This window comes from Pseudomonas sp. ZY71, from assembly GCF_036542145.1.
GTDB lineage: Bacteria > Pseudomonadota > Gammaproteobacteria > Pseudomonadales > Pseudomonadaceae > Aquipseudomonas > Aquipseudomonas koreensis_A.
The window spans coordinates 3,294,574-3,320,491 of the sequence record NZ_CP144274.1; the positions used below are offsets into that span (position 1 = coordinate 3,294,574).

At 53.5% G+C, this 25,918-nt stretch carries 21 protein-coding genes and 1 pseudogene; 9 read left to right on the forward strand and 13 right to left on the reverse strand.

The genetic code is table 11. The annotated features are described in order from the left end of the window. Positions 1 to 453: 453 nt before the first annotated feature. Positions 454 to 2,610, reverse strand: a complete 2,157-nt coding sequence (locus tag VY732_RS14585) for a CHAT domain-containing protein (protein WP_331695800.1) — start codon at positions 2,608 to 2,610, stop codon at positions 454 to 456. A 423-nt stretch (positions 2,611 to 3,033) separates the two neighbouring features. Here VY732_RS14585 and VY732_RS14590 point away from each other — a divergent pair, with 423 nt between their 5' ends. Further along, on the forward strand, positions 3,034 to 3,177 hold the full coding sequence (locus VY732_RS14590) for an antitoxin Xre/MbcA/ParS toxin-binding domain-containing protein (RefSeq protein ID WP_331695874.1): 144 nt from the start codon (positions 3,034 to 3,036) through the stop codon (positions 3,175 to 3,177). 57 nt (positions 3,178 to 3,234) lie between these two features. Here the strand turns inward: VY732_RS14590 and VY732_RS14595 are convergent, their stop codons facing one another. Then, positions 3,235 to 3,549 carry a DUF7693 family protein gene (locus VY732_RS14595; protein WP_331695801.1) on the reverse strand — a complete coding sequence of 105 codons (315 nt, stop codon included), beginning with the start codon at positions 3,547 to 3,549 and terminating at the stop codon, positions 3,235 to 3,237. A 179-nt stretch (positions 3,550 to 3,728) separates the two neighbouring features. On the opposite strand from VY732_RS14595, the gene nfsA reads away from it, so the two are divergent. Both nfsA and VY732_RS14605 read left to right on the forward strand, forming a co-directional pair. After that, positions 3,729 to 4,550, forward strand: a complete 822-nt coding sequence (nfsA, locus tag VY732_RS14600; protein WP_331695802.1) for an oxygen-insensitive NADPH nitroreductase — start codon at positions 3,729 to 3,731, stop codon at positions 4,548 to 4,550. 130 nt (positions 4,551 to 4,680) lie between these two features. Continuing rightward, complete coding sequence (locus VY732_RS14605; RefSeq protein ID WP_331695803.1) at positions 4,681 to 5,823, forward strand: hypothetical protein; 1,143 nt, start codon at positions 4,681 to 4,683, stop codon at positions 5,821 to 5,823. 440 nt (positions 5,824 to 6,263) lie between these two features. Here VY732_RS14605 and VY732_RS14610 read toward each other — a convergent pair whose 3' ends face one another. Next, positions 6,264 to 10,742, reverse strand: coding sequence for a sacsin N-terminal ATP-binding-like domain-containing protein (locus VY732_RS14610; RefSeq protein WP_331695804.1), 4,479 nt, complete (start codon positions 10,740 to 10,742; stop codon positions 6,264 to 6,266). A 601-nt stretch (positions 10,743 to 11,343) separates the two neighbouring features. Here VY732_RS14610 and VY732_RS14615 point away from each other — a divergent pair. The 4 genes from VY732_RS14615 (at position 11,344) to VY732_RS14630 (ending at position 15,259) form a co-directional block, all read left to right on the forward strand. Then, a complete protein-coding gene (locus VY732_RS14615; RefSeq protein WP_150692480.1) occupies positions 11,344 to 11,691 on the forward strand; it encodes a hypothetical protein in 348 nt (115 codons plus the stop codon). A 338-nt stretch (positions 11,692 to 12,029) separates the two neighbouring features. Beyond that, entirely contained in the window at positions 12,030 to 12,611 is a 582-nt protein-coding gene (locus VY732_RS14620; RefSeq protein WP_150692481.1) for a hypothetical protein, read from the forward strand. 1,059 nt (positions 12,612 to 13,670) lie between these two features. Next, complete coding sequence (locus VY732_RS14625; protein WP_331695805.1) at positions 13,671 to 14,300, forward strand: hypothetical protein; 630 nt, start codon at positions 13,671 to 13,673, stop codon at positions 14,298 to 14,300. Next, positions 14,291 to 15,259 carry a hypothetical protein gene (locus tag VY732_RS14630; protein WP_331695806.1) on the forward strand — a complete coding sequence of 323 codons (969 nt, stop codon included), beginning with the start codon at positions 14,291 to 14,293 and terminating at the stop codon, positions 15,257 to 15,259. Before VY732_RS14625 ends, VY732_RS14630 begins: the two co-directional genes overlap by 10 nt. Positions 15,260 to 15,781: 522 nt before the next feature. Here the strand turns inward: VY732_RS14630 and VY732_RS14635 are convergent. From VY732_RS14635 to VY732_RS14670, 8 genes and pseudogenes are all read right to left on the reverse strand, one after another. Continuing rightward, positions 15,782 to 16,579, reverse strand: coding sequence for an HNH endonuclease (locus VY732_RS14635; RefSeq protein ID WP_331695807.1), 798 nt, complete (start codon positions 16,577 to 16,579; stop codon positions 15,782 to 15,784). Positions 16,580 to 16,778: 199 nt separating this feature from the next. After that, a complete protein-coding gene (locus VY732_RS14640; protein ID WP_150692484.1) occupies positions 16,779 to 17,375 on the reverse strand; it encodes a hypothetical protein in 597 nt (198 codons plus the stop codon). Between the two features lie 814 nt (positions 17,376 to 18,189). Continuing rightward, positions 18,190 to 18,705, reverse strand: coding sequence for a cupin domain-containing protein (locus tag VY732_RS14645; RefSeq protein ID WP_331695808.1), 516 nt, complete (start codon positions 18,703 to 18,705; stop codon positions 18,190 to 18,192). A gap of 171 nt (positions 18,706 to 18,876) precedes the next feature. Further along, on the reverse strand, positions 18,877 to 19,266 hold the full coding sequence (locus tag VY732_RS14650) for a putative quinol monooxygenase (protein ID WP_077572852.1): 390 nt from the start codon (positions 19,264 to 19,266) through the stop codon (positions 18,877 to 18,879). 224 nt (positions 19,267 to 19,490) lie between these two features. Next, positions 19,491 to 19,592 (reverse strand): annotated as a pseudogene (locus tag VY732_RS14655) (SDR family oxidoreductase); the annotation flags it as partial. 76 nt (positions 19,593 to 19,668) lie between these two features. Then, the gene (locus VY732_RS14660; protein ID WP_077572850.1) at positions 19,669 to 20,154 is read right to left on the reverse strand and encodes an AAA family ATPase; all 486 of its coding nucleotides are present in this window, start codon (positions 20,152 to 20,154) and stop codon (positions 19,669 to 19,671) included. Positions 20,155 to 20,327: 173 nt separating this feature from the next. After that, positions 20,328 to 21,068 (reverse strand): NAD-dependent epimerase/dehydratase family protein, encoded by a 741-nt coding sequence (locus VY732_RS14665; RefSeq protein ID WP_116030320.1) that lies wholly within the window; start codon positions 21,066 to 21,068, stop codon positions 20,328 to 20,330. 149 nt (positions 21,069 to 21,217) lie between these two features. Then, positions 21,218 to 21,688, reverse strand: a complete 471-nt coding sequence (locus VY732_RS14670; protein WP_077572848.1) for a MarR family winged helix-turn-helix transcriptional regulator — start codon at positions 21,686 to 21,688, stop codon at positions 21,218 to 21,220. A 291-nt stretch (positions 21,689 to 21,979) separates the two neighbouring features. On the opposite strand from VY732_RS14670, the gene VY732_RS14675 reads away from it, so the two are divergent. After that, positions 21,980 to 22,933 (forward strand): PDR/VanB family oxidoreductase, encoded by a 954-nt coding sequence (locus VY732_RS14675; RefSeq protein ID WP_331695809.1) that lies wholly within the window; start codon positions 21,980 to 21,982, stop codon positions 22,931 to 22,933. A gap of 36 nt (positions 22,934 to 22,969) precedes the next feature. Continuing rightward, positions 22,970 to 24,043, forward strand: a complete 1,074-nt coding sequence (locus VY732_RS14680) for an aromatic ring-hydroxylating dioxygenase subunit alpha (protein ID WP_331695810.1) — start codon at positions 22,970 to 22,972, stop codon at positions 24,041 to 24,043. Positions 24,044 to 24,138: 95 nt separating this feature from the next. On the opposite strand, the gene VY732_RS14685 is transcribed toward VY732_RS14680, so the two are convergent. Continuing rightward, positions 24,139 to 24,933, reverse strand: coding sequence for a cyclase family protein (locus tag VY732_RS14685; protein ID WP_331695811.1), 795 nt, complete (start codon positions 24,931 to 24,933; stop codon positions 24,139 to 24,141). Next, positions 24,911 to 25,912: an NAD-dependent epimerase/dehydratase family protein gene (locus VY732_RS14690; protein ID WP_331695812.1), complete on the reverse strand. Its 1,002-nt coding sequence runs from the start codon at positions 25,910 to 25,912 to the stop codon at positions 24,911 to 24,913. Before VY732_RS14690 ends, VY732_RS14685 begins: the two co-directional genes overlap by 23 nt. Positions 25,913 to 25,918 lie beyond the last annotated feature (6 nt).

A 25,918-nucleotide genomic window follows, 5' to 3' on the forward strand; every position in this document is an offset into this window, starting at 1 on the left:
CATTTAGGATGCCGTAAAAGGCAGAAGCAGCATTGTCAAAAGCCGACAATCCTTGTCTGGTGTGAGGAATGATGATAGCTATATAATATCGATTCAGCTGCAAATCGTCGAACCGGATATGGAACTGTGTCGACACTGACTGGTGTGGTCTTCACAATCGTCACTCAGGTAGGCATCATGTGCTGAACCTGTACTCGGGGTCGATCGCCCTGTCCAACACAATCATGACATCGCGAGCAAGGCGACTGAAGGGGCGGAATTACTTCTCCGAGTTCCCTCAGGATGCAGGTTAGTGGAGGCCTCACGAAACCGTTCAAGGGCCGAAGCCCGTTGTTACCAATTGTTGACAGCTTTTAGTAAATGAAAAGGGGTACCTTGCCGGGGCGCCCCTTTTTTATTTCGGATGCCCCGTCCGGAATAGTCGACTTTTACAAAACATCTTCCAGTGAAGAATTATTTAGAATAATTGTAGTCGTCCATATAGAAAATATCCTCTGCGTGAATCAAGATTTTTTCCGGACAACCAATTTGGACGTAGTTCATGCATTCTGCAAATGTGAAGTGCTTGGCAAGCTCTTCTAGAATAAGCTCTTCGGATAGCCCGGCGCGCTCATCGAATAGTTGGGTTATTCTGCTTAAGAACGATTCGGGGTGAGATTCGAGTATGAAGTTTACTTGATTAGCTATTTCGATAATGAGGCTTTTACTAATCTGCTTATATTTCTTTTGAATGTGCTTCATGAAGTATGCGAAGTATACTCGACGATTTAAGCCTGTGATAAATTCTGACCACCTAATACTGCGATTTTGAGAGAGTATCCTTTCGGGTAGATAAAGACGTATGCGCTTGTAGAGCCTTGAAATATAACTGGCGGCATCCTTGCTAAGGATTGGATATGTAGAGGCCAGAACTGTGACAGCTCCTGCGCATAGAAACGCGTTTGCCACATTGAAGTGGTTTCGGTCCGCGGGGCTAGTGTCGCAAGCGCTAAGAATTACAATCGGAGGTATTTGGGCTGTACCTGATAATTCTTGCGGGTACAGTTTACCATTAGCAAGAGCCAGATATCCTTGGCTGTCGCTATCATGACCACCATGCATGTCAAATATTACTAATGCATAACGTTGTTCGTTGAGCGCCTTAATTAGCTCATCTTTGCTTTTGATGGTTCTGAAAACAATCATCGAATCAAAGTCAGGTGCATATGCACCGATTCTAGTAGCCTCTTGGACCGCCGCGTCAAACTCCGGGCTTTTGAAAACGCGCATGGCTTTTTCTATTTCCTGCGCCATGTGTTGACTTATGCGGTCTCCAGGTTTAAATGAGCTTATCACTAGGATTTTGCTAAGATCTTTTAAGGTCAGCTTTATTTCACGGTTGTTTAGCAGTATTTTTTCCTTGATGGAACCAGGAGTTGAAAATACTCTGCTTGCATTATGCCTGATCATAAGTGGCAGGCTATTCAAATTTGTCCATTCTATCGGGAGATTGGATACGATTTTTACATGCTTGTTAAAGGAGTCTGAAATATAATCTAGCAGCCCATCAGATTTGCTGATAACTTGATTGCTAAACCTCAATGCTTGCTTGTGTAATTTTGAAGTATTGCCGTTGCGGATGTTTAAGCCCATATCGGAGATAATTGGGAATACTTCGCTATTACTTGTTCTGATCTTGATCTCTGGTGCCAGCGTTGAAGATGCAAAGAGAGAATTTATAAGGCTGCTGAAGTAAACTTCTTTCTTGTAGTCTTTAATCAGGTTGTTTTCATGATCCATGTCAAGATTGGTGTGCGATCTTGCATATGCTATCGACTCGGCTACTACGGCGTAATTCGGAGTGCCTGCCTTCATTAGCGAGTGTTTTGTGTAATGCTTGGAATTGATCGAATACTCTAAATCAATGCTGAAGTCTGTGATTAAGTAGTCTGTGCTTGGTATGCAAATGCGTGAGGGGTAGTGTTGGTTTATATCGCTCTTTAATTTATTTATTAGATCTATAGAGTGCTCAATGATCTCGATGTGCGAGAGAGGGGTGATTATGCCTCTATTGCATTGACTGGGTAAAATCCCAACGCTTCTTAATGTGGCGATGTTGCCGTGAGTAAATATATTTACTTCTATTGTATTCTGAGGATCGATAAGGGGAGCTGAAATAAACGTATCAGGTAAGTCAAGGTATAGCTTATCTTTGTGTTGCACTTTAGAAAAGTAGAAACTTCGCAAGTCATCAAAGGTTAGACTTTCAAAATGGGGGAGGTTAGGCCTTTCGTTGTGCTTGTGTAAAGAAACATGCAAAATGTCATTTGAAGCCGCTTGGCTTTCTGGTGGCGGGGTACTAACGAAGGCAACTTTAAACGTATACGATAGTGCTGCTATGTCGCTATATTTTTCAACAATCTCTACGATTCTTCCGTGAAAAATACTATCTAACCTTGTTCTAATGGTTTCTTCTCTGGTGCATAGCAGCTCTGGAATGCTAAGGGGTAAATGGTTTATGTGTCTGATAGCATCGATTGTTTCGGTTTTGTAAACGGATCCTCTAAGAAAGCTTGATTCAAATTCGGCGCTATCTTGTATTACATAACAAATGCTGAAGTTGTTGTTCATTTAACAGTGATATCCATAGAGTACGGCTTCCAAAAATAGCAATATGGCATCATGCCATAAAATGATCTTTCAGTCGTCGCCGTGCTGATTGAATCGCCGGGTGTTCATTGCGCACTGTTCATACGACGGTGGAGCAGAAACGGTTGTCTACGCAAACCCCTCGGTGCGTACCGAGGTGATGGCACCAGCCAGTGCTGGCAGTACGTTAAGCAAACCCACTCTTCCAGAGGAAATATCAGCCGTCTATCCGATGAGTAAAAATCTCTCGGTGTGTCTTAGAAGTCTTGCAGCAGTGGGGCTAAAATTTACTTATCCCTGTCAGGGATAAAATCGATGGTTTGAATCGCCCCTGATTTTCTAGACACTCTCCAAGCTCGCGGTGTTACGCTTTTCAAACTCTACCGGTGACAGCTGATCGTTGACCTGTACAGCGGTGACGTTGAAGCCGACCTCCACTGGATGGCGAATCCGGTTAAAGGGCTAGGCGGTAAATCTCCTGTCACCATGCTCGCAACCAGAGAAGAAACTCAAAGCGTTTTGGACTATATCCGGCGCCTGGAAAATTAATCACTGCTGATGTACTGCTTGGCTACCTATGTGTCATACCGCTACCAAATAGGTTAACTACAACGCTCTCAACAGATTCTCTAGCTGAGTGTTCTCCCAGGTACTCAGGAGCTCGATTGGGTCGGTACCGTAATGCTGCATCGAATCGAAGATGTACGCTCGCCCGTCGGGGTTGTAGCAGCTATCGCAGTAATCCAACGTGTCACAATCGTTGTAGAGCGTGATCACCCAGCCGTCAGTTTCCACGGTCATTTGGCCGCAGTAGATTTCAGCCCAAGACTGAGTGCCCAGACGACGCATGGTGCTGATGCCCAACGCGATGTCTCGCAAGACTGGATAGGCTTCACGGGCAGTGAGGGGCAGTGCTGACAAACGACTTATACCTTTTTTGATGCTGATGCTGATGCTGGTGTGCGGTTGCAGACTGACCGCTCACTTGCGCTGGCCCTAGCTAGCCATATGATTTGCCAGCATGTTAAATGAAACTTCAGCCGGGAGGTGTGATTGCGCGGGCTCGATTTGATAGCCTCGTTTCCCTTTTGGAGACACGCATGGCAGCTACCGCCCAGTCGAAACTGGCAGCCCGCTACGGCGCGCCGGACATCACGCCTCTCAAGCAATGGAATGATACCCTCGATCAACTGCTCGATCATCGAAGCGTCCGAGCCTTCACAGACCTGCCTCTGCCAGAAGGAACGATCGAGACGCTGATCGCAGCGGCGCAGTCCGCATCCACCTCATCGAATCTGCAGGTCTGGAGCGTTGTTGCTGTTCAAGACGCCGATCGAAAGGATCGTCTCTCAGCACTCGCCGGCAACCAGGCCTATATCCGGCAAGCGCCGCTGTTCTTCGTGTGGCTGGCCGACCTTTCCAGGGTTTCCCGGATCGGTGAGCAGAGCGATACCGAGTTGGAGGCGCTGCCTTACCTGGAGAGCCTCTTGCTGGGAACGATCGACGCCGCTCTGGCAGCCCAGAACGCCTTGGTCGCCTTGGAATCGCTGGGCCTAGGGAGCGTCTACATCGGTGCCATCCGTAACGATATCGAAGGTGTTGCCAAGGAGCTTGGCTTGCCACCTCAGGTCTACCCTGTATTCGGCATGTGCGTCGGATACCCGTCGGATGATCGTCCGGCCAAGGTCAAACCGAGGCTGCCCCAACGTGCGGTACTCCACCATGAAATTTACTCGGCCACCGGCGAAGCTGCTGCACTCGCTGAATACGATGAGCACCTGGGTGCGTTCTATCAACGCGAAGGGATGAAGGCGTCGGGATGGTCAGAGCAGGTGGTGAGCAGGCTTCGGAGCGTCTCGAGCCTGCATGGCCGCGAACAGCTTGTCGAAGAGCTTAAGCGGATGGGGTTCGGTCTTCGCTGAGGTTGAATCACATGAGGGTTTGGTAGCCTCACCGCAGTCAGCCATCCCAACTGGCGACCTTGCAAATCCCCAGGCCAGCAGCCATCTTCAATCCTCTGATTGGTGATCTAGAAAGGCGATTGGGGTGGCTATGGCAGTGGTGTTTTTTCTACCTTGGGTAGCGGCTACTGAGGAGCTGCGGATCGTAGACATACGCCTGATCCCTTACGAGTGCGGTCGGCTCCCTGGCGAGCTGCTGGGCATCCCTCAGGCAGCTTTCGACGGCGTTCTAGCTAACTATGGCGACCGGGGCGTTGGGCCTCACCCCTCGCAGCCAATCCATCAAGCGGCACTCATCATCTGGGATGAGGACACGCCAGGCCTGGACGCATCAGATGCCCAGATCCAGGAGCGGTTGGTTCAGGGTTCCTACCTCGCATTTTCCGCCTTAGCACAACGCAAGTTCTGCTCAACGTTTGAGTACTACAACGCCGACACCCTACGGGTCGTGGCGCAGCGGTTTGATGTCGGCACGCCGACTCACTCCTGCATGACCACGCGCCGGCGTGACGGCAATACGCAAAACATGCTGGCGGGGAGCGGGGGGCTCAAGTTCGTTCGGCCGTATCACGTCGACAACCTCACGCGCATAACGCTCGACACACCACTGCTGGAAGCTTTGCTCAAACTCCCTGACGGAGAACTGAAGGAGCGCATCGACGAAGCGATCGTCACGTACCTCAGGGCCAACACTGATGCCCCGTCCATGGATGACCGATCGGAGTTGATTCTGATGAGGGTCGCCATCGACACGCTGCTGGCCGTTCCGCATGACAAAGCCGCCTTTCGCAGGGCCATCAACGAACACTTCGACGAGCTACCGACCCCGCCCACCTGGTACAAGGGCAATTTGGACGAGCGCTGGTGGTGCAATCACTGGGACAGCAACGTCAGCCGCCCGCTCGACGCCTGGGTTCACGATTTCAGTGCCGCACGCAATGCAGCCGCGCATGGCCCTGGTACCGGTCAGAAGGGAAGCCTCTGGCCACGCCATAACCACCTCATTCTCTCTGCGTGGTTGTTGCCCCTCATCGTCAAGAAGCTGCTCGCCCAAGCAGGGCTTTATGAGCTCAGCGCCGAAGACAAGGTCACTCGGGCAGGATTTGAGGTCTTTCTGGCCCACGATCTGCTGGCGTTTACCGACAAGCATGAGAACAAGGTTTGGTGGCAAATAGCCGAGTCCGAGCTTTTTCTGCCTCTGTTTGCTGAACAATTGTACCGAGCATGCGAATGACCAAAGCATGGTGTTGTGGACTTGAGTCAGCGTGTGCTGTCCCGCCGTAGAAGGCGGGGAGGGAGTCTGGGAAATAAGTGAAGGGCTCCCTGTTCCAATTTCGACATGTAGCCACGGCTACTGGCCTCGGCCATTTGCTTGTGAGTTAGGGCTCGGGTGATCCGCAAAGTTTTCAGTACGTTGGCAAAGCCTGTTTTGAGCGACATGTAAGCACCTGACCAGGGTGAGCCGCGTAGGACTCTCACACCCCTGCAACTGCGGAAAGGCCCTGCTGGAGCATCTGAGCGTATCGCAGACGCCCTAGCACTAGACTGAGCGAAGAGACCTCCTTGGCATTCTTGGAGCTGCAGAGGATAAGTCCGCATGCACTCCAGTGCGACCGGAAGCCCAAGCCCAGTGAACAGACAAGCTAATGCTTTTTCACAACGAACCTGACTTTATCAATTAATCGCTTCCCTCAGCACCAAGGCAGCTCCTTTAGCCAGTCCACCTATGGATACTTGGCCCTTGGGCGTCCAGGGAAGGTGTTTGGTAGGATTGATATAAACACGCAGCTCAGTCTCGAATCCCTCCTCTAACCCAGAAACGATGACCAGGTAGAAGTTGGTTTTGCTTTCTTCAGCACGGCGGAACTCGGTCTCGGTGAGGGTAATTTCGCTAGGAGCCCTGCGGGCGAACGACTTCATCTCGATGAAGGTGCTCTTATCCAGAGCTCCGTCAGCGCCGATCCCTCTGTAGGCCTGTAAGTCGATCAGTACAGCATCCTCCCGCTGCAGCGACGCTTCCAGGTAAGCCCACGCCTTGGCCTGCAGTTCTGCGGATGAGTACTGCTTGTAAGCGGTTTCTGGCACCGTAGGTGAAGATGGCCTTTTGGGTATAAGCGATGGGTTCAGCAGCGAGCCAACTTTGCGCGGCTGCGGCCCTTTTTGCGCAAGATCGCTTCTATCAACGGCTTCGACAGTGAATTGGAATTCGTGAGGCAGGGCCTTGAGCTTGCGGGTCTGAATAGGGCGATCAGCACTGTCCGTGGTAGCCATCGTACCAGCATCCCGCTTGATTACCCGCTTACGATTATTGCCACTCAACCTTTCCTGTTCCGCAATCAACGTATCAAGACTGGTCTCCACAGCATCAGTCGCTAGGCTGATGTCGGGAATGTATTCACTGTCTTCACTGGCAGCCCAGGCAGACACCCAGGCAAGCGCAATCTCACGCATGCACGTTCCATCGCTCAGACCCGCGATCGCGATGCCGCCATGCTCGCTCCTGCCGATGAATTTTTCGTCGTCGAAATGCACCGCGAGGCCGGAAAAATCGGAATAGGCGTGAAGCTGAATTGGAATTTGCCGCGCCCCCTTTGGGGCGGCGTTGACGATCAGTTGACCTGGCAGGTGCATCTTGAGTCGGGCGTTGTCGAACTGACTCCAGGGCTCCATCGCCTTGTAGGAGCGTTCATCTTCTCTCGCAAGGTCACCTTTGAGCATGCGAAGCGCAGCTTGGAAACGAAACTCAAGCACGTCAGGGGTCGCGTTTGTTATCGCAGGGGCGGCTGCAGCGAATGGGAGCCTCTCCAGCCCTGCGGCGTTCACGAATCGAGAAATGGTGTCAGCCGCACAAGGTGGCGTCCACAAGGCGATCCTGTCGGATTTGAGGTTTGAGTAGTGTGAGAAATACAGTGGGCGCTTTGTTGTCCAGGTATCCCCCGATCGTAATGGCAGGAGGCTCAGGCTTCGTCTATCTGCGGCAGTCGCTTTATCCAACTGCCTGTCCATGTGCCGATAGATGTCGAGCAACAATGCGTCCTGCTTGGGGTCGTAGGCGGTCTTGGCCAAGGATTCCAGCTCTCTGATACAGCTTTTCAAGTCCGGGTGAATGATACCCAGTGCGTTCCATAACGGAGTGAGGCTGCGGTCATACAGAACGAAAGGTTGTCTGCCATGAAAGATGTCTTTGCCGGCAAAAACCGCTCGCATGCTGAACCACTCCTTGCTGTGCCTAGCGGTTGTGACGCACGGGGCAATGAGCCCTTTTTGTGAACGCTGAATGCCGAACTTCCCACGCAGACTCCCGGCCTGCATGTCGCCGATCATCGCCTCATGCGCGACGGTGGAGGCGCCCTGTGGGCAATGGCCAGCCAGGGCCTTGTATAACCTCATCAGGCTGACTTCGTCAGATGAAGATGTGTTTCTGGCACGCTCAAGAGCCGCCACCAGCTGTGAAACGGGCGGATTGACGCGCATCCCCAGCGCACGCGCAAATTCGCTATTCGCGTCAGCTTCGGTCAAGCCGCTGGCAAAATCCGTGTGATGCTCATACATCGCGAGCGTGACCTTCGTCTCAACAATGAGGGTGGTTGGTCTACACGGTGTCCCTGCGTAGTTGGGATACCACGCATTATCAATCAATCTCGCGAGCCAAGTAGTGGGCACTGGTGAGCTATCACTCCTGCCGCTTTCTCGGTAGGCAAAGGTTCTGCTGTACGGCTCGAAGGTGAGCCAGTTGCTGTCGATACAGCGAAAAAGTGCTATCGCTCTCTCAACGGCCGTGGGGGCGGACGCTTGCGCCGACTCACGGGATTTCCGTCCTCTCCGTGATACCGGCTGGATTGGGCTCTGACGAATGTTACGGATGACGGCATCAAGATCGGGCGAAACGAAATCGCGCGCTAGTCCACCGCGCGCCCGGCCCAGGAAGCGGCGAGCTGCACTCTGAGCGGCAAGCACGATGTGTGCGGAGTCCGTGGCGACCTCAACGAGGCGAGGAGAAACCTCGGCGCCAAGCAATGACAGAAAACGCTTCACGCCTCGCTTTCGAGCTGTGGTGACTGACTCGCCTTGGATGCCCCTTTGTCCTGCTCTGCTGATTTTGAACACCTCGGCGTAGCTAGCAGAAGCCCACAGCAGCTCAGGAGTGGTGCCCGCCGCCTTCGACCATGTGTCCTGCGAATCAGCGATGGATGCTGGCAGATACACGCTAGTCGGGGAGGCGAGCACCTTCGTAACGGTTGATCGACCATCCTCGAGTGCAACATGACTGAACGCGTCGATCAGCAGTGCAGCGCCCACCTCCTGGCCCAACTGACTGTTCTTCGTGTCGACGTGCTCAAACAGGTCTCGCAGATCGAGGAGGTCTTGCTTATCGGCTGCAATAGGGTCTTGCGAGAAGCGCCTGGCAAACGCTTCAAGCACGTCCTGGGCGACTACGTCTGCCTTGTAATTCGCGCGCTCTGATAGCCATTCGACGAGGGGCGCATATGGCGTGGAGAGAAGAAGAGGGTGAACCACATTTGTCAGATGATGGCGGGCTGCGAATCCAATCGCGGGTGGCTGCCCTGTTAGCCAGGAGTCGGCCTCGTCTTCGGCCTTGGCTTGTGTACGTTGCCCGCTTGCAAGTGGTACCCATTGAGAGTCCAGTAGCAGGTAGTCCTCGTCCAGTTCAAGGCATTTTAAAGCCATGTCCAAAAACCATGACGGAGACTTTTGCTCGAATCGCTCACAGTGTTCGAACACATCCTCGAGTTCCAGCGAGTGTGAAACGGAGAGGGCTTCTAGGACGACCCGCCAACGCCCGTCACTGTCCCGCATCCACTCGGGCAGCATTGGCCATCCGCTCACTGCGAGGTGGTCAGCTTCTGTCAGCATCCCGTCGATCGACTCATCGCAATAAGAAATCTGACTCAGCGCATAGCGGTCATCGATGAGAGTCGGACAAGCTTTGAAGGCCTCTATCACTTTGCTCCATTGTTCATGGAACAATTTGTTGAGCCAATCCGAACTGCTGTCTGTCTTCGCTCCGACAGGAACGGCTAGCCAAGCAAGGGTATTGCGTTGCTGCGCCAGATAAATGGCCAACTCACCTAGAAACTGGCCAGATGCTTCGGTCAGCCACTGATTCCACGCGCCATGAATCATGTCTTCCCGAGAGGTTGAAGGGTCAAACTGTGCGTCGAGAGAGAATGCAGCATTGGTGTGGATCTTGGTGGGCAGCGCTACATGGATCCGTCCTCGTGCACTCACGCTCACCGGCACCGCTACACCAATGGGTGTGAAGTCGCCGGTTGCCTTGGCAGCGCGTGCCTTTCCAGCGGGAACCCTCACTTCACAAACGAAGCGCTCCCAAAGACCGTCGTCCACCAAGAAGGTTGAGTGGATGACACTGCTCTGGTGCTTGCCAAGTGACAGTTTGAAGTGGCAGTCGGATTGAGTCTGCTGGATCGCTAGATGCTTTAGCGAGATACCCTCATCCAGGTCAAGCAAGGTGATAGCGCGAACGTTATCCAGGAAGATCAGGTCGCTGGGGGCCCAGTCATCAAACCAGGCTTCCAGAGAGGCAAGGTCATAGTCTGGATAGAGATCGACGCTGACCATCGTGTGGTCGGCAAGGGGATCGTAAAAGTCCCTGATAGGCTCGGCTTCTTCCACCATGGCCACGTGGTCGTCGCGTGAGCCGAAATGGAAGGGCGCGCTGTGGACTGTCAGATTATCGCCGAGCTGCGTTAGGGTTTTCAGTCCGATGCCGAACCGACCTTTGAGCTCCGCTGATTGCTGCTTGGTGGAGTAGAACGGGTAGATCATTGGTAACACGTGGGGCAGTTCCACGGGCAAACCGTTATGGACGATGACCAGCTGCTTACTACCGTTAAAAGTCTGTACACCAAATTGCACAGAAGTGGCATTCAGGTCATCAGCATTCTGGATAACCTCACGAAGCCCTTGATAAGGGTCGGTGTTCAGCCGTTTGGCGCCCTGATTTCCCCCCTTGAGCAGGGTGGTCAGGATCTCTGGCTGCTCACGTTGAAGCTTTACAAACTCGGTGAGTGCGGCATTCGCATACGCTTTGCTGCGCAGCGTCGGCTCCTTGAAAGTGGAGGCTGAGTTAAAGCAGGCTGAAGCGTGCAAGCGTCCGAGTTGCTCGTCCATGATGGACTACTCCATAAAAGCACTTTGAGATCAGCCGATCATAGACTCGCTTCGATGTGAGTTCCATGATGGTTATGGTTTGTAGCGCACGGAGCACTTAGGCGCCGCTGCTCCAGAGCTCAGTGCAGACGAAGGAGCTTGAGTACGGTAGGTTGGGGATTGTTGAGCGGTAGAGCATGCAGCCTCGCTTTGATACAAGTTGGGTTCCGCACGGAGCAGATACGTCACGCCTCAGATGGAGGTGGAGATATTGGATCCCGGGATACAGCATCGCACTTTGCAACCCAATGAGATGATGCTGATCTGCTGGTGCTGGTGCTAGCTGCAGGCCTTGCCCTTTTGCCGACAGCAACCGCACTGCTGCCGTCCGCAAGTAGGTTCACGGTTCTATGGCACCATAGTCGAGTCACCTTTGGCGCTACAGCGGCCTAGTTGAGATGGGTAGTCCCCAAGAAGAAAAATCATCGCGACGGCGCTCAGGGTGACGAAACGGCTTGAGGAGTACATCCGTACCCCTCTCCGTGTCCGCAACAGCAGTGGTTGCGTAGGTTAACGGTCGCTCGATAAGATTGGCCATTGATCATAAAAGGATTTTGGCATCATGTACCCCCCACGTCAGCATTTCGCGCTACTCAGCCCCATCACTGATCGCCAATGGGAAGAGTTTCCTTCCCACCTTGCCAGCCTTTTTAACAAAGCTGATCTGGTAAAGGCCGGTTTAATGGCGGAACACGAAGAGCTTGAGTTTGCGACCAGCGCTATTCAACGGGATGGCGGATTATGGGCTTTTTTCACTGTTGCAGTCTCAGGTTACGCCCCCACTGAGAGTTTGTTGACCGCCTTGGTATCTGGTTTCGAGCGCAGCGCTAGCAGTGGCTATACGATTGGCAAACCAGGCAGCGGATATGGCCCGCAACCCGGTGGGACAGTACTACCCGAGTGGGCATGAAGATATCGGCTTACGATGGGCTCGGCCGCGCTGGGGCTGCGAGCTTAAAGGGATCCATTGTACTGCAAGGCGGCCAAACGCTTTAGGCACATCCATATATCGTACGCCAATATTATGTTTTCGAGTTTTTGTAGCATATTAACGCTGCCGATCAGAACCGGCAGTAGTTGTCCGAAGTCGATTGATCGGGTAATCTTCGAAAAGCCTTTTCGCACCTTGCAAGCTGGCAAGTAAATACATCCTGCGATCACGATATTCATCAGGCAGAGATGAGGGGACACATTACCTCACATGCATCGCATATTTACATAAAAATCAAAGTGGATTTGAGCGCTTAAATGGAGAATTACTCTTCAAGATTCGACTGGCATCAAGCTGTAGACAACACTGTCAACAGTGCTTTAGGTAAGTGCTACCCCAGAGATTGGAAAGATGAGGATTATCTTACAAGATCACTGCTGTATGCATTAAAAACCGAGCATTCGAACGTAACAATTGAACAAGGTGAACCTGGAAAAAACGCCAAGTGCCATTGGGATGTCTATAAAAATACAAAAGAGCAGGGCATTGAGCAAAAGCACGGCGATATTGGTATTCTAGTCCAGCTGCGATTTGGTGAGAATAAAACACTGGAAGGGGTGGCGTTTCTTGAGGCCAAACGAATTTATCACGACCAAGCTAATGATTCAAAATCAAAATTCTCTGCATTAGACATGGAGCAGTTGAAAAGGTATTGCAGTAATTCTTCATTTCATCGAACTGTTTTTTATGATTGCATGAGCAGTGAGGGTGGACATTCCGCCTTTTCCGCTACTATCCCGACTCGCCACCTACTTACTATTAACAGCGATGACAGGGCAATATATCCATATTGTGAGTTTTTGTCGTGCTGCCTTACAGACAGATATTTGCAAGGCTAAGAGCTTGACTTTGATCCTGACCTGGTCGAATCAGTCAAAGGGTTTCTTGATGTAAATGGTGGGGTTAAGTATTTAATAGTCGCTCAATCCGTTTTGAGCCCTGATCTTGCGCTAGATCCCAACCTCATAAATATCAACAAAAAATTTATAAACCACTAGCGTCGCCTGCCCCGCGCATCAAGCCTAAAAATAACCTTGGCGGCCTAACTATGTAATCTACAAGCAGGCTTTGAAATTGCTCGCCAGGGCGGCCTTCCGCCACTCTGGTACTTAATCGTCACGTCACAAACACCCCTAGAGTAGGGTGCTCGTATTATGTAGAGTGCTACTACTTCAAAATTTTAGAGATCCAATCCTCCATCTCCGCTTCAAACCCATCCGCGCAAAAGTCTAGGTTTGGCCAGTAGTTCTGGTACACGCTCGTAGTCGAGCGCTACTGCGTTCGCACGGTTCTCGGCATTCAAGACATTCCAGGCCCGATACATCCGGCGCTTCCAATCGGTCTCCATGAGCAAGCGGTACGACGTGTCCCATGACCAACCGTCTTTCATGAGCGTCGTCACGAAGAAATCCGCAGCCGCATTCGCACAGCTGGCTGTTGTGGGCAATCATCCTGTCCAGGATCGAATAGGAAATGCCAATGGCCTGGAAGATGGGTTCCCCTTGACTGTCCAGCTTGTCACCGAGCTGTGGAGAATACGTGGTTTGAGGCTGCTGTGGGATGAAGACGAAAAATGTAGCGGTCGGGGAGGTCATAGGTCTGCCTTTATTGTTTTTGTTTGATTTCATGATGCCCATGGAGCAAGCGTCGCTGCAATGCGTTGCATGGCGTCTGCTCTGCATTCCTCATCAGTGAGCCCCAGCCTGACTCTCCAGCGGGAAGACACGCGTGGGTCTTGTGGCTAAAATCAGCACGCCCGTACTGGCCATAGGCAATCATTGCATTGATGATCGGCCACTTTAGGAATGCTTACAGGGGGATACATGGAGTCAGTTGTTCCGAGAGACCGGTCGATATCCGATCTCTTATCGCGTGCCGCATCAGCGGATCTGGAAGTCTTGGCCGACCTGATCACCGACAATGGCAAGGGCAGGATAGCCCTCGACAGCGACGTGAAGGCAACCATCATGACCCGGAAGGTGCAGGGCTGTTTGCAATCTATTTCGGGCCTGCTTGAAAAGGAAATTCGTGCGTTCGGAAGCAACACCATTGCCTCCGCATTCCGAACGGAGAGCATCGACTACCTCGAGCTTGCAACAGATGTCGCCAAAAAGCTGGACGGAAAACCCTCCGCCCAAGATGACATCTTCGCCATTGAGGAAATCATCATCCGCCAGGCCATGGACAAATACATGGGAGACGAAGCGCTCAAGGACTATCTGAGTGGCGGCAATCTCGCTGGCTACATCAATGAAATGGTGAAAGCGCTGATGTTGTCTGCCGGTAGCCTGGGCGGTATGGCTGCCACTGGTGGCGGGGCGGGCTTCGCCAGCGCATTAGTAGGCCGGGTGCTCTCAATGGTGGCAGCGCCACTTGCTATTGGAGCCGCAGGACTCGCGATTTACCAGGCTTCGTCGCCGGCGTTCCGGATCACCATTCCTGCCGTGCTGCAAATCGCCAAGCTGCGGCGCGCACGTTACGACCAAGAATTCGAGGCCTACACGGAGAAACTGAAAGCATGTTTGTAAACGTTGACGCGCTTGTACGCTCCTTGCCTGAAATCCCAGATGTCCTGGCCAAACTGCATAGCGGAGATTACACGCTTTGGGGTGGCGTAGTCCGACACTCAAAGGGAACCAAGAAGGCTGGCCAGATCGTCGGGCACCTCCTTTTTCCGGGCGACTCAGGGCATGTCCAAGAGAGCCTACAGAACCTGCAATCCACACTATCAAGTGGCCTGGGGTCGCTCCAAACCGGCATGGATCAAGTGCAGCAGAGCTTGAGTGTGCTTCAGGGTCTGCAGTCGGCCAACCTCGTAATGAGCGGACTCAACCTCGCAGTGACAACTGCAGGCTTTGTCATCGTTTGCAAAAAACTCGACAAAATCAGCCAGAAAATAGACGAGCAATCAAAAACGATCGCACATACATGGCAGTTGGTGAGTGAGGGGCACGAACGGAATCTACTCGCTGATGAGGCTCGCTTTCGAGGACTGCTAGTCACCGCAATGCAGTTCTGCGAAGAAGGTGATGTTCCGCAGCTCAGGCCATTGATTGGATCGTTCAATGAGCAGTATCAGTTCACCAGGCTTCTCCTGGAACGACATTCGCGGAATGCCACAAGCAACGTCGTACTCTTAGATCAGATTTCATTACTGCAAAACCGATTGGTAAACCTTGGCTTGATGATGTCCCACGTTCAGTTGAAGGCTGGTTCTCACAAGTACGCCCGACAAAACCTGACGGAGCTTGCAACCGACATCGCCAGCCTTAACGATGCTCGGGTAAAGGCTTTGTCCAACGATCGCAGTGTCGCGTCAACGATCACTCATGAGCAATTCGCGGGTCTGACTCGTTTTCTGCAGGACGGAACACAGATGACGCCTTCTCTGACCTACCAAGCTGATCTCATCGAGCTTGAAGTGAAGCATCCTGGGATACTTCAGCATACGACCGAGGCGCGGGAAATCTTGCTGATAGCCGCGTGAGCCATTCGGTTGCCGTCAACGAAACGCGGCACTTGAAGCTGGCATTAATGCCGGGGAGGGCAGTTGCAAGCCGAGCGCGCAGGCCTTTGGCCGAAGGCACGAGGATGAAAGCCCGCAGGGCCAAGACCCCGACTCAGTCGGGGCTTGGTTCACGACAGCCGTGCCGCAGGCCGTGCCCATCCTGGTATTCCTGAGTGTGATTTCACCGATGGTGCATGATCGCCGTCAGAGCGACGGCCTACCTGCATGCTTACGTATCCACATCGTTTCGAGCACTGATCTTGTAGTGCCTTGGGGTGAATTCCGGCCGTTGGCACTGCTTGGCCAGAAAGTCGATGCCGAGGCGCCAGGCTTGGAATGCTTCCAGTGCGGGGTCTAGGGTACCGAGCCGTGCGCGGACGTCGTTATTGATTGGGCGCTCCAAGCCTTGGTGGTCGGTTAGGAGCACAATCGGCGGGAACAACGGATACGGCACGAAGGAATCCGTGGGGTCGGCTAGCATCCCTCGTACTGCATTTTCCCCTAATCTATTCTGATTCTTGAAAGCTTGCTGTGGCTGTATTCCCAGGGAACATAGATGAACCCGCCAGCTTCGTTGCTGCGGTTGCCTTTTTTCTTGTTGCAAGGTTCACAGAGGTACTGGAGATTGGTCGGGTCAGTAGTGCCTCCATTGCTGATGGGCACAATGTGGTCAACCTGTGGCTTCAGCGTTGAGTCAAACACCCCCGTCAGGCTCAATGAGCATTTGGCGCAGCGACCATTCTCTCTGTAGAAAAGCGCCTCTCTAAGCCAGGTTGGCCAGAAGCTAGTGCGCTTCATTATGCCGGTGGTTTCTAGGTAATCTGGGTATTCTGATGGGCAGGCGTCAGCGATAGCCTCAGACACCTTGATCGAAAAAGTACGCATCAGCTCTTTGTCGCTGAAGAGGATGCAAAAGACCTCGTGAGCAATCTGCTTCATGGGCTGCAGGAGCTGCTCGAAGAGGTGATTCTTTTGAGCCGACAGGTCTGGATAAGCCCGAATGTTAAATGGAGTCCTGTAGTGAAATATCAGCTGGTGGGCGTCCTCTATAAATTCCTCGCCCGACTTCTTCCGATAGTAGTTCCACTGCTCCCACAAATGGCTCAGGGTGAACCGATGAAGCAGCGTCCACTTTCCTGGCTTGTAAGCAATTTCAAAGAGGTCTCTGTCTACGCCTAGCAGGTCTTCAAAATAATAGCCATCTGGGCCGTATCTCTCGTCGTAGGCTCCAGTTGTGCGGCATCGTATCGCGTCAGCGGTGCTTAGCGCTTCGTTGGAGTGGGGGCGGGTGAATGCCAATTTCAGAACCTCTTGCAGATCGTTAATGCGCTGGCCCTCGGCGGGGCATGCGAGCTACGACTGCAATTATAGGCTTGAGGAATGGCATGGCGAAGCGCGCTATGCAATCACTGAGTTTGTTTTGGAAAACCCGCGATTATCTCAAATCCTGGCACATCAAATTTCATCCTAGCTATAACTACGCGGCTCCTAGATACCGCTAGCGTTGATATTCAGTGAATTCGGTCAATTGCACACCCAGGTCGGCCATCGAAGCCACTATTTGAGCGACCTCAGAATGGGCAGTGGGATCGCTGCACTGAACCTCCAGCAATTTTATCTTCACCCGATCATGCTCCTTGTTGAGCGGTACGCAAATGTACCGATCTTGGCCACTGATGTTTACTTCTGTGGTGTCCTCATCGTCAAATTTCTTGACCAATAACCGTACTTCAGCTTCTTCATCAAAGTAAAAAGGTAAGGCGAACGCTCCGATGCGCGATACCCCCTTCGGTGTGAAAAAGCGATCAAATCGATCGGACGCAATCTTTTTGAACACCCGAAATGGATGACTCGCTTCGATCTCGCTATACCTGATTTGTCGAATTTCCGCTCGCTGCTGGACGGGCTCGATCAACAGTCGCAGTCGCACCTCTCCAAACGACCAAAGCGGGCCCGGCTCGTCCCCTGAGGCCAGCGACAGGTAAAACAGATCCCGCGCAAGGTCATCAATCACGCGTCTACCGTCAGATTTAGGGGTGAGGTAGCCGAGGAGTCCGAACTGGCCTGCGAATGAGGTGAGTTCACCTTCACTCATGCGCTTCTCTACGGCATGCAATCGAATTGATCTGGTTTGGGCAATGCTTCTCAGTGTTGAGAGTTGTGTGTAATGCCACCGGGAGGTCGAGGCTATGGGTGGAAAACAATAGTTCCAAAGCGTTGTTGAAAAGCTGTCGTCCCCATCCGGCCTTTCAGTGATGACGGCATCGGTAGCCGTAAGCCTTGAGAAGTCGAACAGAGATGACCATTCATACTGTTCCGTTTCTTCTTTGAAGATCTTTTGGAGGCTGTAGGAATCTGCGGAGGGCTTCGTATTCAATTCGAGGTTACTTTTACTGAATGGGGGCGGGGCGGGACGTTTTCTCAAGCAGCAAGGGACTCAGTCTATTCCGCCTAGCCGCACCGCGTTCTTGCCCAGTGCCGCCAAGTCGAGATTGGCGTCGCCGTGATCAATCCTAACAGATGCTCAGGCATCGCTCGATCGGTCAGGCGCCCGTGAGGCAAGGGAGGCTGGATTTGAAGAAAACGACGTTTAAGGCGTACTTAGCTGCATTTTGGCGGTTGAGAGAGAATCTAAGGGGATTTTTACTTCAGAACACTGCAGCCACCTCATTCAATGACTCGCCATGAACACGAAGGACATGGCCCGTTGAGAGAATGGATGCCAGAAGCAGATATGTCCAATCAGTACCTTACGAGACTCATGAACATTTTTAACATGGCACATAATTTAACATAATATACATTACACGTAACAAAATATTACGAGACCGACCCCGTTGCACAGTGGATTTCAACCTACAGAATCGTCCTGAATCCGATCCACAGCTTTTCCTTGAATTCGACGGCGCTCAACCCTCATCACGCGTCAGCTTTTCAATCAGCGTTCGATGCTGTGGAAATTGTTGCGTGAGTTTCTGCCGATCACCCATTTCCATATCGGCAAAATCAAATCCTGGCGAAACGGCTTCGCTGATCAGCCCAAATCCGTTTTCGCCTTCGAGCAACCGCGAAGCTTTCCATATTCCACCTGGTACGTGTAATTGCAAAAGCTGTCCTGACAGAATGTCGGCGCCCATCACCAATGTCTGCAACGAGCCGTCAGCATGAATCAGGCTGTACTCAATGGCGTCGCCCAGTTGGAAATAATGCAGGATGTCGGATCGATTGAAATGAAACTGGCCCACCGGTGATTGCTGATCCAGCAGATAGTAAATCGAGGTCATCAGATATCGTGGGCCGCTGGAGGTTTTGAGTGGGTCGCGATGATCGGCCTGATAGGTTCTGCGGAAATAGCCACCTTCGAGGTGAGGCTGCAGATCCAACGTTTTGATAACGTCTCTAGCTTTGGCTTCACGCATGATCATGGTCTCTTCTCCGTAGAATATGATGCTATCTTACGTTAACTCGACTAAACGGCCATTTAGTGTAGTTAAACGTGAACCGCAAGATCTGCGTCGAACTCATCCCTTTTCATCACTTTCCTCCATTTAAAAAGCCAGCCCGCCCAGTGCGAAACTCTTTTTCGAACTGGGCTGTTACGGTGCAGGCCGGGGGCTGAGCTCGATTGGCGTGGTTTCAATCAAGCGCTTCGACACAATCATCGACTGCGTGGTAACGGCGTACTTTTTGAAGTGCGGCGATTCGATATGGCTTCGGTATGCCGAATCGCTGGCGTAGATTTCGAAGAAATGAAACCAGTTCGGGCGGTCGACTTCGGCGACAGCATAGATTGATATAACGCCCGGCTCTGTTCGAGTCGATTCTGAGATCTCTTCTTTGACTGCGGCTTGATAGGCCGCAACCTGTGCAGGATCGATTTCGAGTTGCGCGATGCGCACCACCAAGCCATTTTCCTCGTCGGCCACGGCTCCTCCTGCAAGTAATCCTGCCAATGCGACCATACCTAATAAACGTTTACCTATCATGTTTCCCCTCCTTCACTGCGGCAGCGCATACGCCCGCGCAAGGTCGATGGTGTTTTGAGTCATCGGCAATAACATCCATGGGGCAGCCTCTTGGTAAAGGGCGACGCTTTTTCCCTGTGAAGGTCTTTGTCCACCGACCGCTTCTGGCCGATTTCGTCTGTCGAGCGCTTCGAGACCGCAGACTGACAGATTAACAACGCAGGCTGAAAATCCGCTTCATATCGCTATTTCCCACCGAGACTCCCTCCCCCATCGACGCTGATCACTTGGCCAGTAACGAAGGAAGCCCCCTCGCTCAACAGGAAGTTAATCAGCGAGGCCACTTCTTATTGCATCAACGATCACCTGCGCCGCTAGAAGCAGACGTTCCAGATAACTCACTCCAAGCAATATGACCGCCCTTCAGTGTCGGTGAATTTCAATCCATATCCCCTCATTCGTATCTGGAGCACGAAAGTAGCTCGTTATCAAATCGAACTCAGCGTCGCTTGCTCTAAACTCATGCTCGGCGCGGCCATTGCGCCGATGTAGCCTGCCCCGACAGGTCTCATCATCCACTTCGATGTAATGGAAACAGTGGGGAATTTCGGCAGCGTCAGCCAGACCGCGTAACCACTGCCGATCCTCTGGAGTGTTGGCCGGGAAATCCAGAACCACAGTCACGCCAGCCTTCAGCACATCGATGACAAGCGGGCCCACCAGTGCCCGAATCTGACGCGCAAGCCTCACGTAATCGGCCACTGACTGGATCTGATCAGGGTAAAGCCTTGAGAGCCAATAATCCTCACTCATCAAAATGGCCGACCGTTCAGACGCCAAGGACTTGGCCAACGTCGATTTACCGGATGCAATCTTGCCTGACATCAAATGAAGCATTGGCTTGGTCATGGGGGACGTCTCCTTGTCGAGTTCTGATGACGTTCATTGAAAAGCATCGAAGCAACCGCATGCCCTCCACTGTCAGCTTCGGGCCGGAAGCGGTGGTCGTGAGCGTCTGCCAATCATTAAACCAGCACGTTTTCCCGGCGCATCACGGTGACCTTCTCAGAGGAAGTGTGCGTTCAATCAGATTGAGCGCCTCCTTCCAAAATCTCAAACCCATCATCAATGGGAGCATATCCGACAATTTTTCTACTCTGATCAATAGAGAGGCGCTTATAGCGGTTATCTGAGACCCCATGAATAACGTGGAATCCCTTTAGCTCGGCTTCAACGCAATTATTGAGTAGCGCGACAACATCTCTAAAACTGATGAAGGCCGCGACGTCTCTGGGACTGTGGGTCTCCCCTTGTTGAAATTTGGCTACGTTGGCAATACGGACTGCGATGGTCGTCATCTGTCCGTCGTTTGCATACATCGAAGCCAAAGCTTCTCCAAACGCCTTGCTGACGCCGTAGAGATTGCCTGGTTTAGGTGCCATGCATTCCTGTATCTGAACATCTGTTGGATATCCTTCGATCACTTGGGCACTGCTCGCAAATATGAAGCGCTTGCAGCCTTGTGCCTTTGCGGCGAACAGCATGTTGTAAGTGCCCACAATGTTCACTGGAAGCAGTGAGGCCATGAAATCGGCGTCTGGATTTGGGTCAGCAGCTAGATGGATGACAGTATGGATACCTTCGCAAGCTCGAAGGCAACTGGCTTGATCCGTGACATCGAGAGTGAAACGCTGTGCCGAGTCCGGAAGTGCTGTTACGTCTAGATCGGCCAAACGCAAATCGGATTTATCGTCGCGCTTTTGCCAAAAAGCATTGCCGATCTTTCCTGCCGCACCTGTGACGAGGATTTTTCCTGAGCTCATTTCGGCATGTCCTTATGGTAAATGTCACGCTAGCCTCCCAGCCTTTTGGACGGTCTACAACCTCTGATCCAATGACCAAATATCAGCAACCCGCCGACTCGCGTCGGGCAGCAGCCCTCAACGCCGATTTCACGCTAGTCTGCCGCGACTCACTCCTCACTCGGGTCATAACTGTTCACATTGGGCACTTGCAGGTGCAGGCGCCCAAGCAAGTCAACCAACGTATCAACCTCGGCCGGGGTCAATCCGCTGAGCAGACGCGACTCTCGCTCAAGTGCAACTTTGAGCACGCGGTCATGCAGTTCTTTACCGCTGGCCGTCAATCGCACGGTGTAACGCCGCGCGTCCTTGGGATCCAGCTGACTGGTGATCCGCCCCGCCGCTTCCAATGTCTGCAATGAACGACTGACAGCGCTCTTGTCGAGACCGATCGCCTGGCAGATTCGATTGGCGGTGATGTCGGATTCAACGGCCAGCATTGAAAGCATCCGCCATTCAACCACGCCGATTCCGAAGTGTTTGCGGTAGCACTGCGAGGCTCCCGTGGCGAGTTTGTTCGCCAGGAATGTCACCAGGCCAGGTACATAACGCGACAGGTTCAGTTGTGTATCGGTAGGCATCAAGAAACACCGTAGATCGAAGATCTTGCAATTTGGTTGACACCGCAACTAATTTATCTGAGGATTCACTCAGCCTGGCATTGCGGACGATGCGCCGCATGATACGCCGTAGCACAACCTCAAAAAAATAATTACAGGTCTTGCTTATGAACCCTCGCCAACCGTGCCCTTCCCTGGCGCCCATGATTAGCCACTCCTCCTGCTTCTTCGCGCCCGGCTGATTCGTCACCCGCTCGCACCCTTTTTTGCCGTTCGTTTTTCAGCAGCCACTTCAATGTGGAGGGAGAAGTCATGCTTCAAGTCAACGTCACCCGCAAAGTCGTCGAGGCCGAGAGTATTTGCAGTTTTGAGCTGTGCGCAGCGGACGATCAGCCGTTGCCACCGTTCAATGCCGGTGCTCACATCGACATCCACATTGCCGGCGGCCTCACCCGGCAATACTCGCTGTGTAATGACTCCCGAGAACGTCATCGCTACGTCATCAGTGTGCTGAAGGATCCTGCCTCCCGCGGCGGTTCTGCTGCAATGCACGACACCATCAGCCAAGGACAGACACTCAGCATCAGCGAACCACGCAACCTCTTCCCACTCGCGGACTCAGCCAAGCGTCACCTGCTGTTTGGCGGCGGCATTGGCATTACGCCGATGCTGGCAATGGCCCATGAACTCCATCATCAAGGCGCGGATTTCGAACTGCATTACAGCTTTCGATCCAGCGAACGTGCCGCGTTTATCCGATGGCTCGGAGAGGCGCCCTTCGCCAGCCACGTGTATTTGCATGACGACAGCGGATCGCCCGAACAGAAACTCGATGCAACCGCCCTCCTCGCCGCGCCAGATACCACGACTCACCTTTACGTGTGCGGCCCCGCCGGTTTCATGAATTTCATCCTCGACACCGCGCAGACCGCTGGCTGGCCGGAAGATCGCGTGCACAGAGAGTTCTTCGCCGCCGCACCGGTCGATGCAAGCGCTGATTCGCCCTTCGAAGTTCAGTTGGCGAGTACAGGACAGATTTTTTACATCCCCGCCGATCGCACCGTTTTCGAGGTGCTCGATGAGGCCGGGATTGCCATCGAATCATCGTGCGAGCAAGGCGTCTGCGGCACCTGTGTCACGGTTTTGCTCGAAGGCATTGCTGATCATCGTGACCAGTTCATGACGGCTGCTGAACATGCTGCCAATGACCGTTTCACCCCGTGCTGCTCACGTGCCAAATCGCCCCGCCTGGTATTGGATCTTTGACCTGAACCGAGCCTTGACCGCTCGCCGGAGAACATCATGACAACTGCTGCCCAACCCCTTGCCCATGAAATCGCCCCGGCCACCGTGCCGAGTTTCCCCCTCGATCAATGGTACGTCGCAGCCTTGAGCCGCGAGCTGAAAGACCAACCCCTTGGCCGTACGTTACTGAACAAACCGGTGGTGCTTTTTCGCACGGCAGATAACCAGGTCGCCGCGCTGGAAGACCGCTGCTGCCATCGCGCACTGCCTCTGTCCGGCGGCACGGTGGAAGCACGCGGTTTGCGCTGCGGTTACCACGGTCTGCTGTTCAATGAAGGCGGTAAATGCATCGAAATTCCGGGCCAGGACAAGATCCCCAGCAAAGCCAAAGTACCTGCCTACCCCGTCCGGGAGCAGGATCAGATCATCTGGATCTGGTTCGGCAGCGCAGAGCATCCAGAGCCGACATTCGCGCCACCGGTCTACGACGTGCACAGCAGCGGTAAATACCTGTTCGACGGTGATGTCTACCACTACGACGCGCCCTATCAACTCATCCACGACAACCTCATGGATCTCAGCCATCTGGGCTACGTCCATCTGCACACCATTGGCGGCAACGCCAGCATTCATATGAACGCGAAGATGAACGTCGATGGTGATGACTCAATGGTTCGTGTGGTTCGCCATATGCCCGACTCCGTTCCGCCGCCGACCTACACCGCGGCCTACCCGTTCAAAGGCAACATCGACCGCTGGCAGGAGATCGAATTTCACTTCAATCACCTGCGCATCTGGACCGGCGCGATAGACGCGGGCACAGACGACCTGAACAACCCGGATCGAGGCGGTTTTCATATGCGTGGTTTTCACGGTGTATCGCCGGAAACAGATACCACAAGCCACTATTTCTGGACCATGGCCACCAATCCTGAACATGATCCCGAGGCCGTCACAGCCAAAGTTCTGCATCAGACGCGATTGACGTTCGACGAAGACAAAGTGGTGATCGAAGCGCAGTACCAGAACATGTGCCGGTTCGGTACGCGCCCGATGATTGATATTCATGTCGACGTCGGAGCCAATCGTGCCCGCAGAATCATCGAGCGACTGCGCAATCCAACGGGTTGATGGCCTCAGAACAGTGGCGGCGGCAAACGCCGTCCACTGTGTTCAAAGCCTGCCGTTCTCTTACTGTCGTTAAAGGAATGCCTCAGACAGCCCGATCACTCTTCAAAAATAGCCACCGCGCGCACGAAACCTGCAGACGCATGCCGGATCTTGTAAGGAAAGCACGACACCGTGAATCCGCTCGCTGGCAGGGACTCAAGGTTGGCCAGTTTTTCCATTTGCCCGTAGCCAATATCGCGCCCGGCCTTATGCCCTTCCCAGATGATCGAGGCATCGCCGCTGGCAGCAAAACGTTCACGGGTGTATTTGAACGGAGCGTCCCAACTCCAGGCGTCGGTGCCGACCACGCGCACGCCACGTTCCAGTAGATACTTCGTCGCTTCGCGTCCCATGCCAATGCCGGCGTCGAGATACCCGGGCTGACCGAACAGCGCACCGGCGCGGGTGTTGATCAGCACGATATCCAGCGGTTGCAACGTGTGCTCGATACGCGCCAGTTCCGCTTCGACCTCTTCTGCCGTGACCACGTGACCGTCGGGCAAATGGCGAAAATCCAGTTTGACCCCCGGCTGCAAACACCAGTCCAGCGGCAACTCATCAATGCCAAACGCCGGCTCGCCGCCATCGGTGGTCGAGGCGTAATGCCACGGCGCATCCATGTGGGTGCCGCTGTGGGTGGTGATCTGTAAGCGCTCGGCGGCCCACGATTCATTGCCGGGCATCTGCTCAAGCTGCAAACCCGGGAACATTGCCGCCATCTCGGGCCAGCCTTGTTGGTGATCCATGTAATCGATTTTCGGCAACAGCGGTGGCGGGTCTGTGTAGGGGTTGTTATCGAGGGTCACCGAAAGGTCGACCAAACGACGTTTACGCGGGATGGGCTGTGACATGAGGCGTGTCTCCGTTCAACGGCAGAGGCCGATATGGGGCTGGGTTGAGGGCGTTGCGAATAAGTGTGGCGACGTTGCCGTCATGGCAGAAACCGGCAGCGCGGGCCTGCGGGGTTTTCAAGGGCGGCATGCGCCCGAACAGGGTTTCGAGCTCAAGGTCAGCGGCGAAACTGATCAGCGCACGGCGTTGCTCGCCGTAAGTTGCCGCCAGTGCATCGATGACCTGGGCGATGGACAACTGCAGCACCGGCAGTTGCCAGACCCGCTGTTGCGCGGCGGCGTTATCCAGTTCGGCAGCGTGGATCAGGTTGTTCACGCAACAGCGCGCCGACATCCACCACGCTGTTGCTTGCGGTGATACCGGGCAGCAATAGTCAGCGCCCTCGGCAAAGGCACGCATCAAGTCGCTCATGAAGGCCGAGCGCAAGCCGTTGGGTTCGCGTGGGCGCGCGACAATGCCCGGCAGGCGCACCGCGCGGCTGTCGACTTCACCGCGCCGACCCAGATCGATCAGCGCGCGCTCAACCATCATCTTGTGTGTGCCGTACGACAGTTGCGGGTGCAGTTCAGCCTGCTCGTTCATCTTCGCCGGCAGATCCGCGCCGTACACCGCGACGCTGCTGGCATACACCAGCACCGGTGGTCGCGCCTTGTTGCGCAGTTGATCGAGCAGTTCGAGGCTGGCCAGCAGGTTGACCTGATAACCCAGTTCGTAATGCGCCTCCGCCGCTCCGCCGGGGACGCTGACCAAGTGAAACACCACATCGATGCCATCGGCGAGGACACGGCGCATCAACGCCGCATCCGTTACGCTGCCGCTGTGCCGACGCAGGCGCGGATCGTCTGGCAGGTCTTGGACATCAGTGTCGAGCACCAGCAACGAACGAATGACTTGCCCGCGCAAACTGCCGCGCGCGAGCAGACAACGCAGCAGTTCGCGACCGACAAAGCCATTGGCTCCGGTAATCAGTACACGCATGGGCGT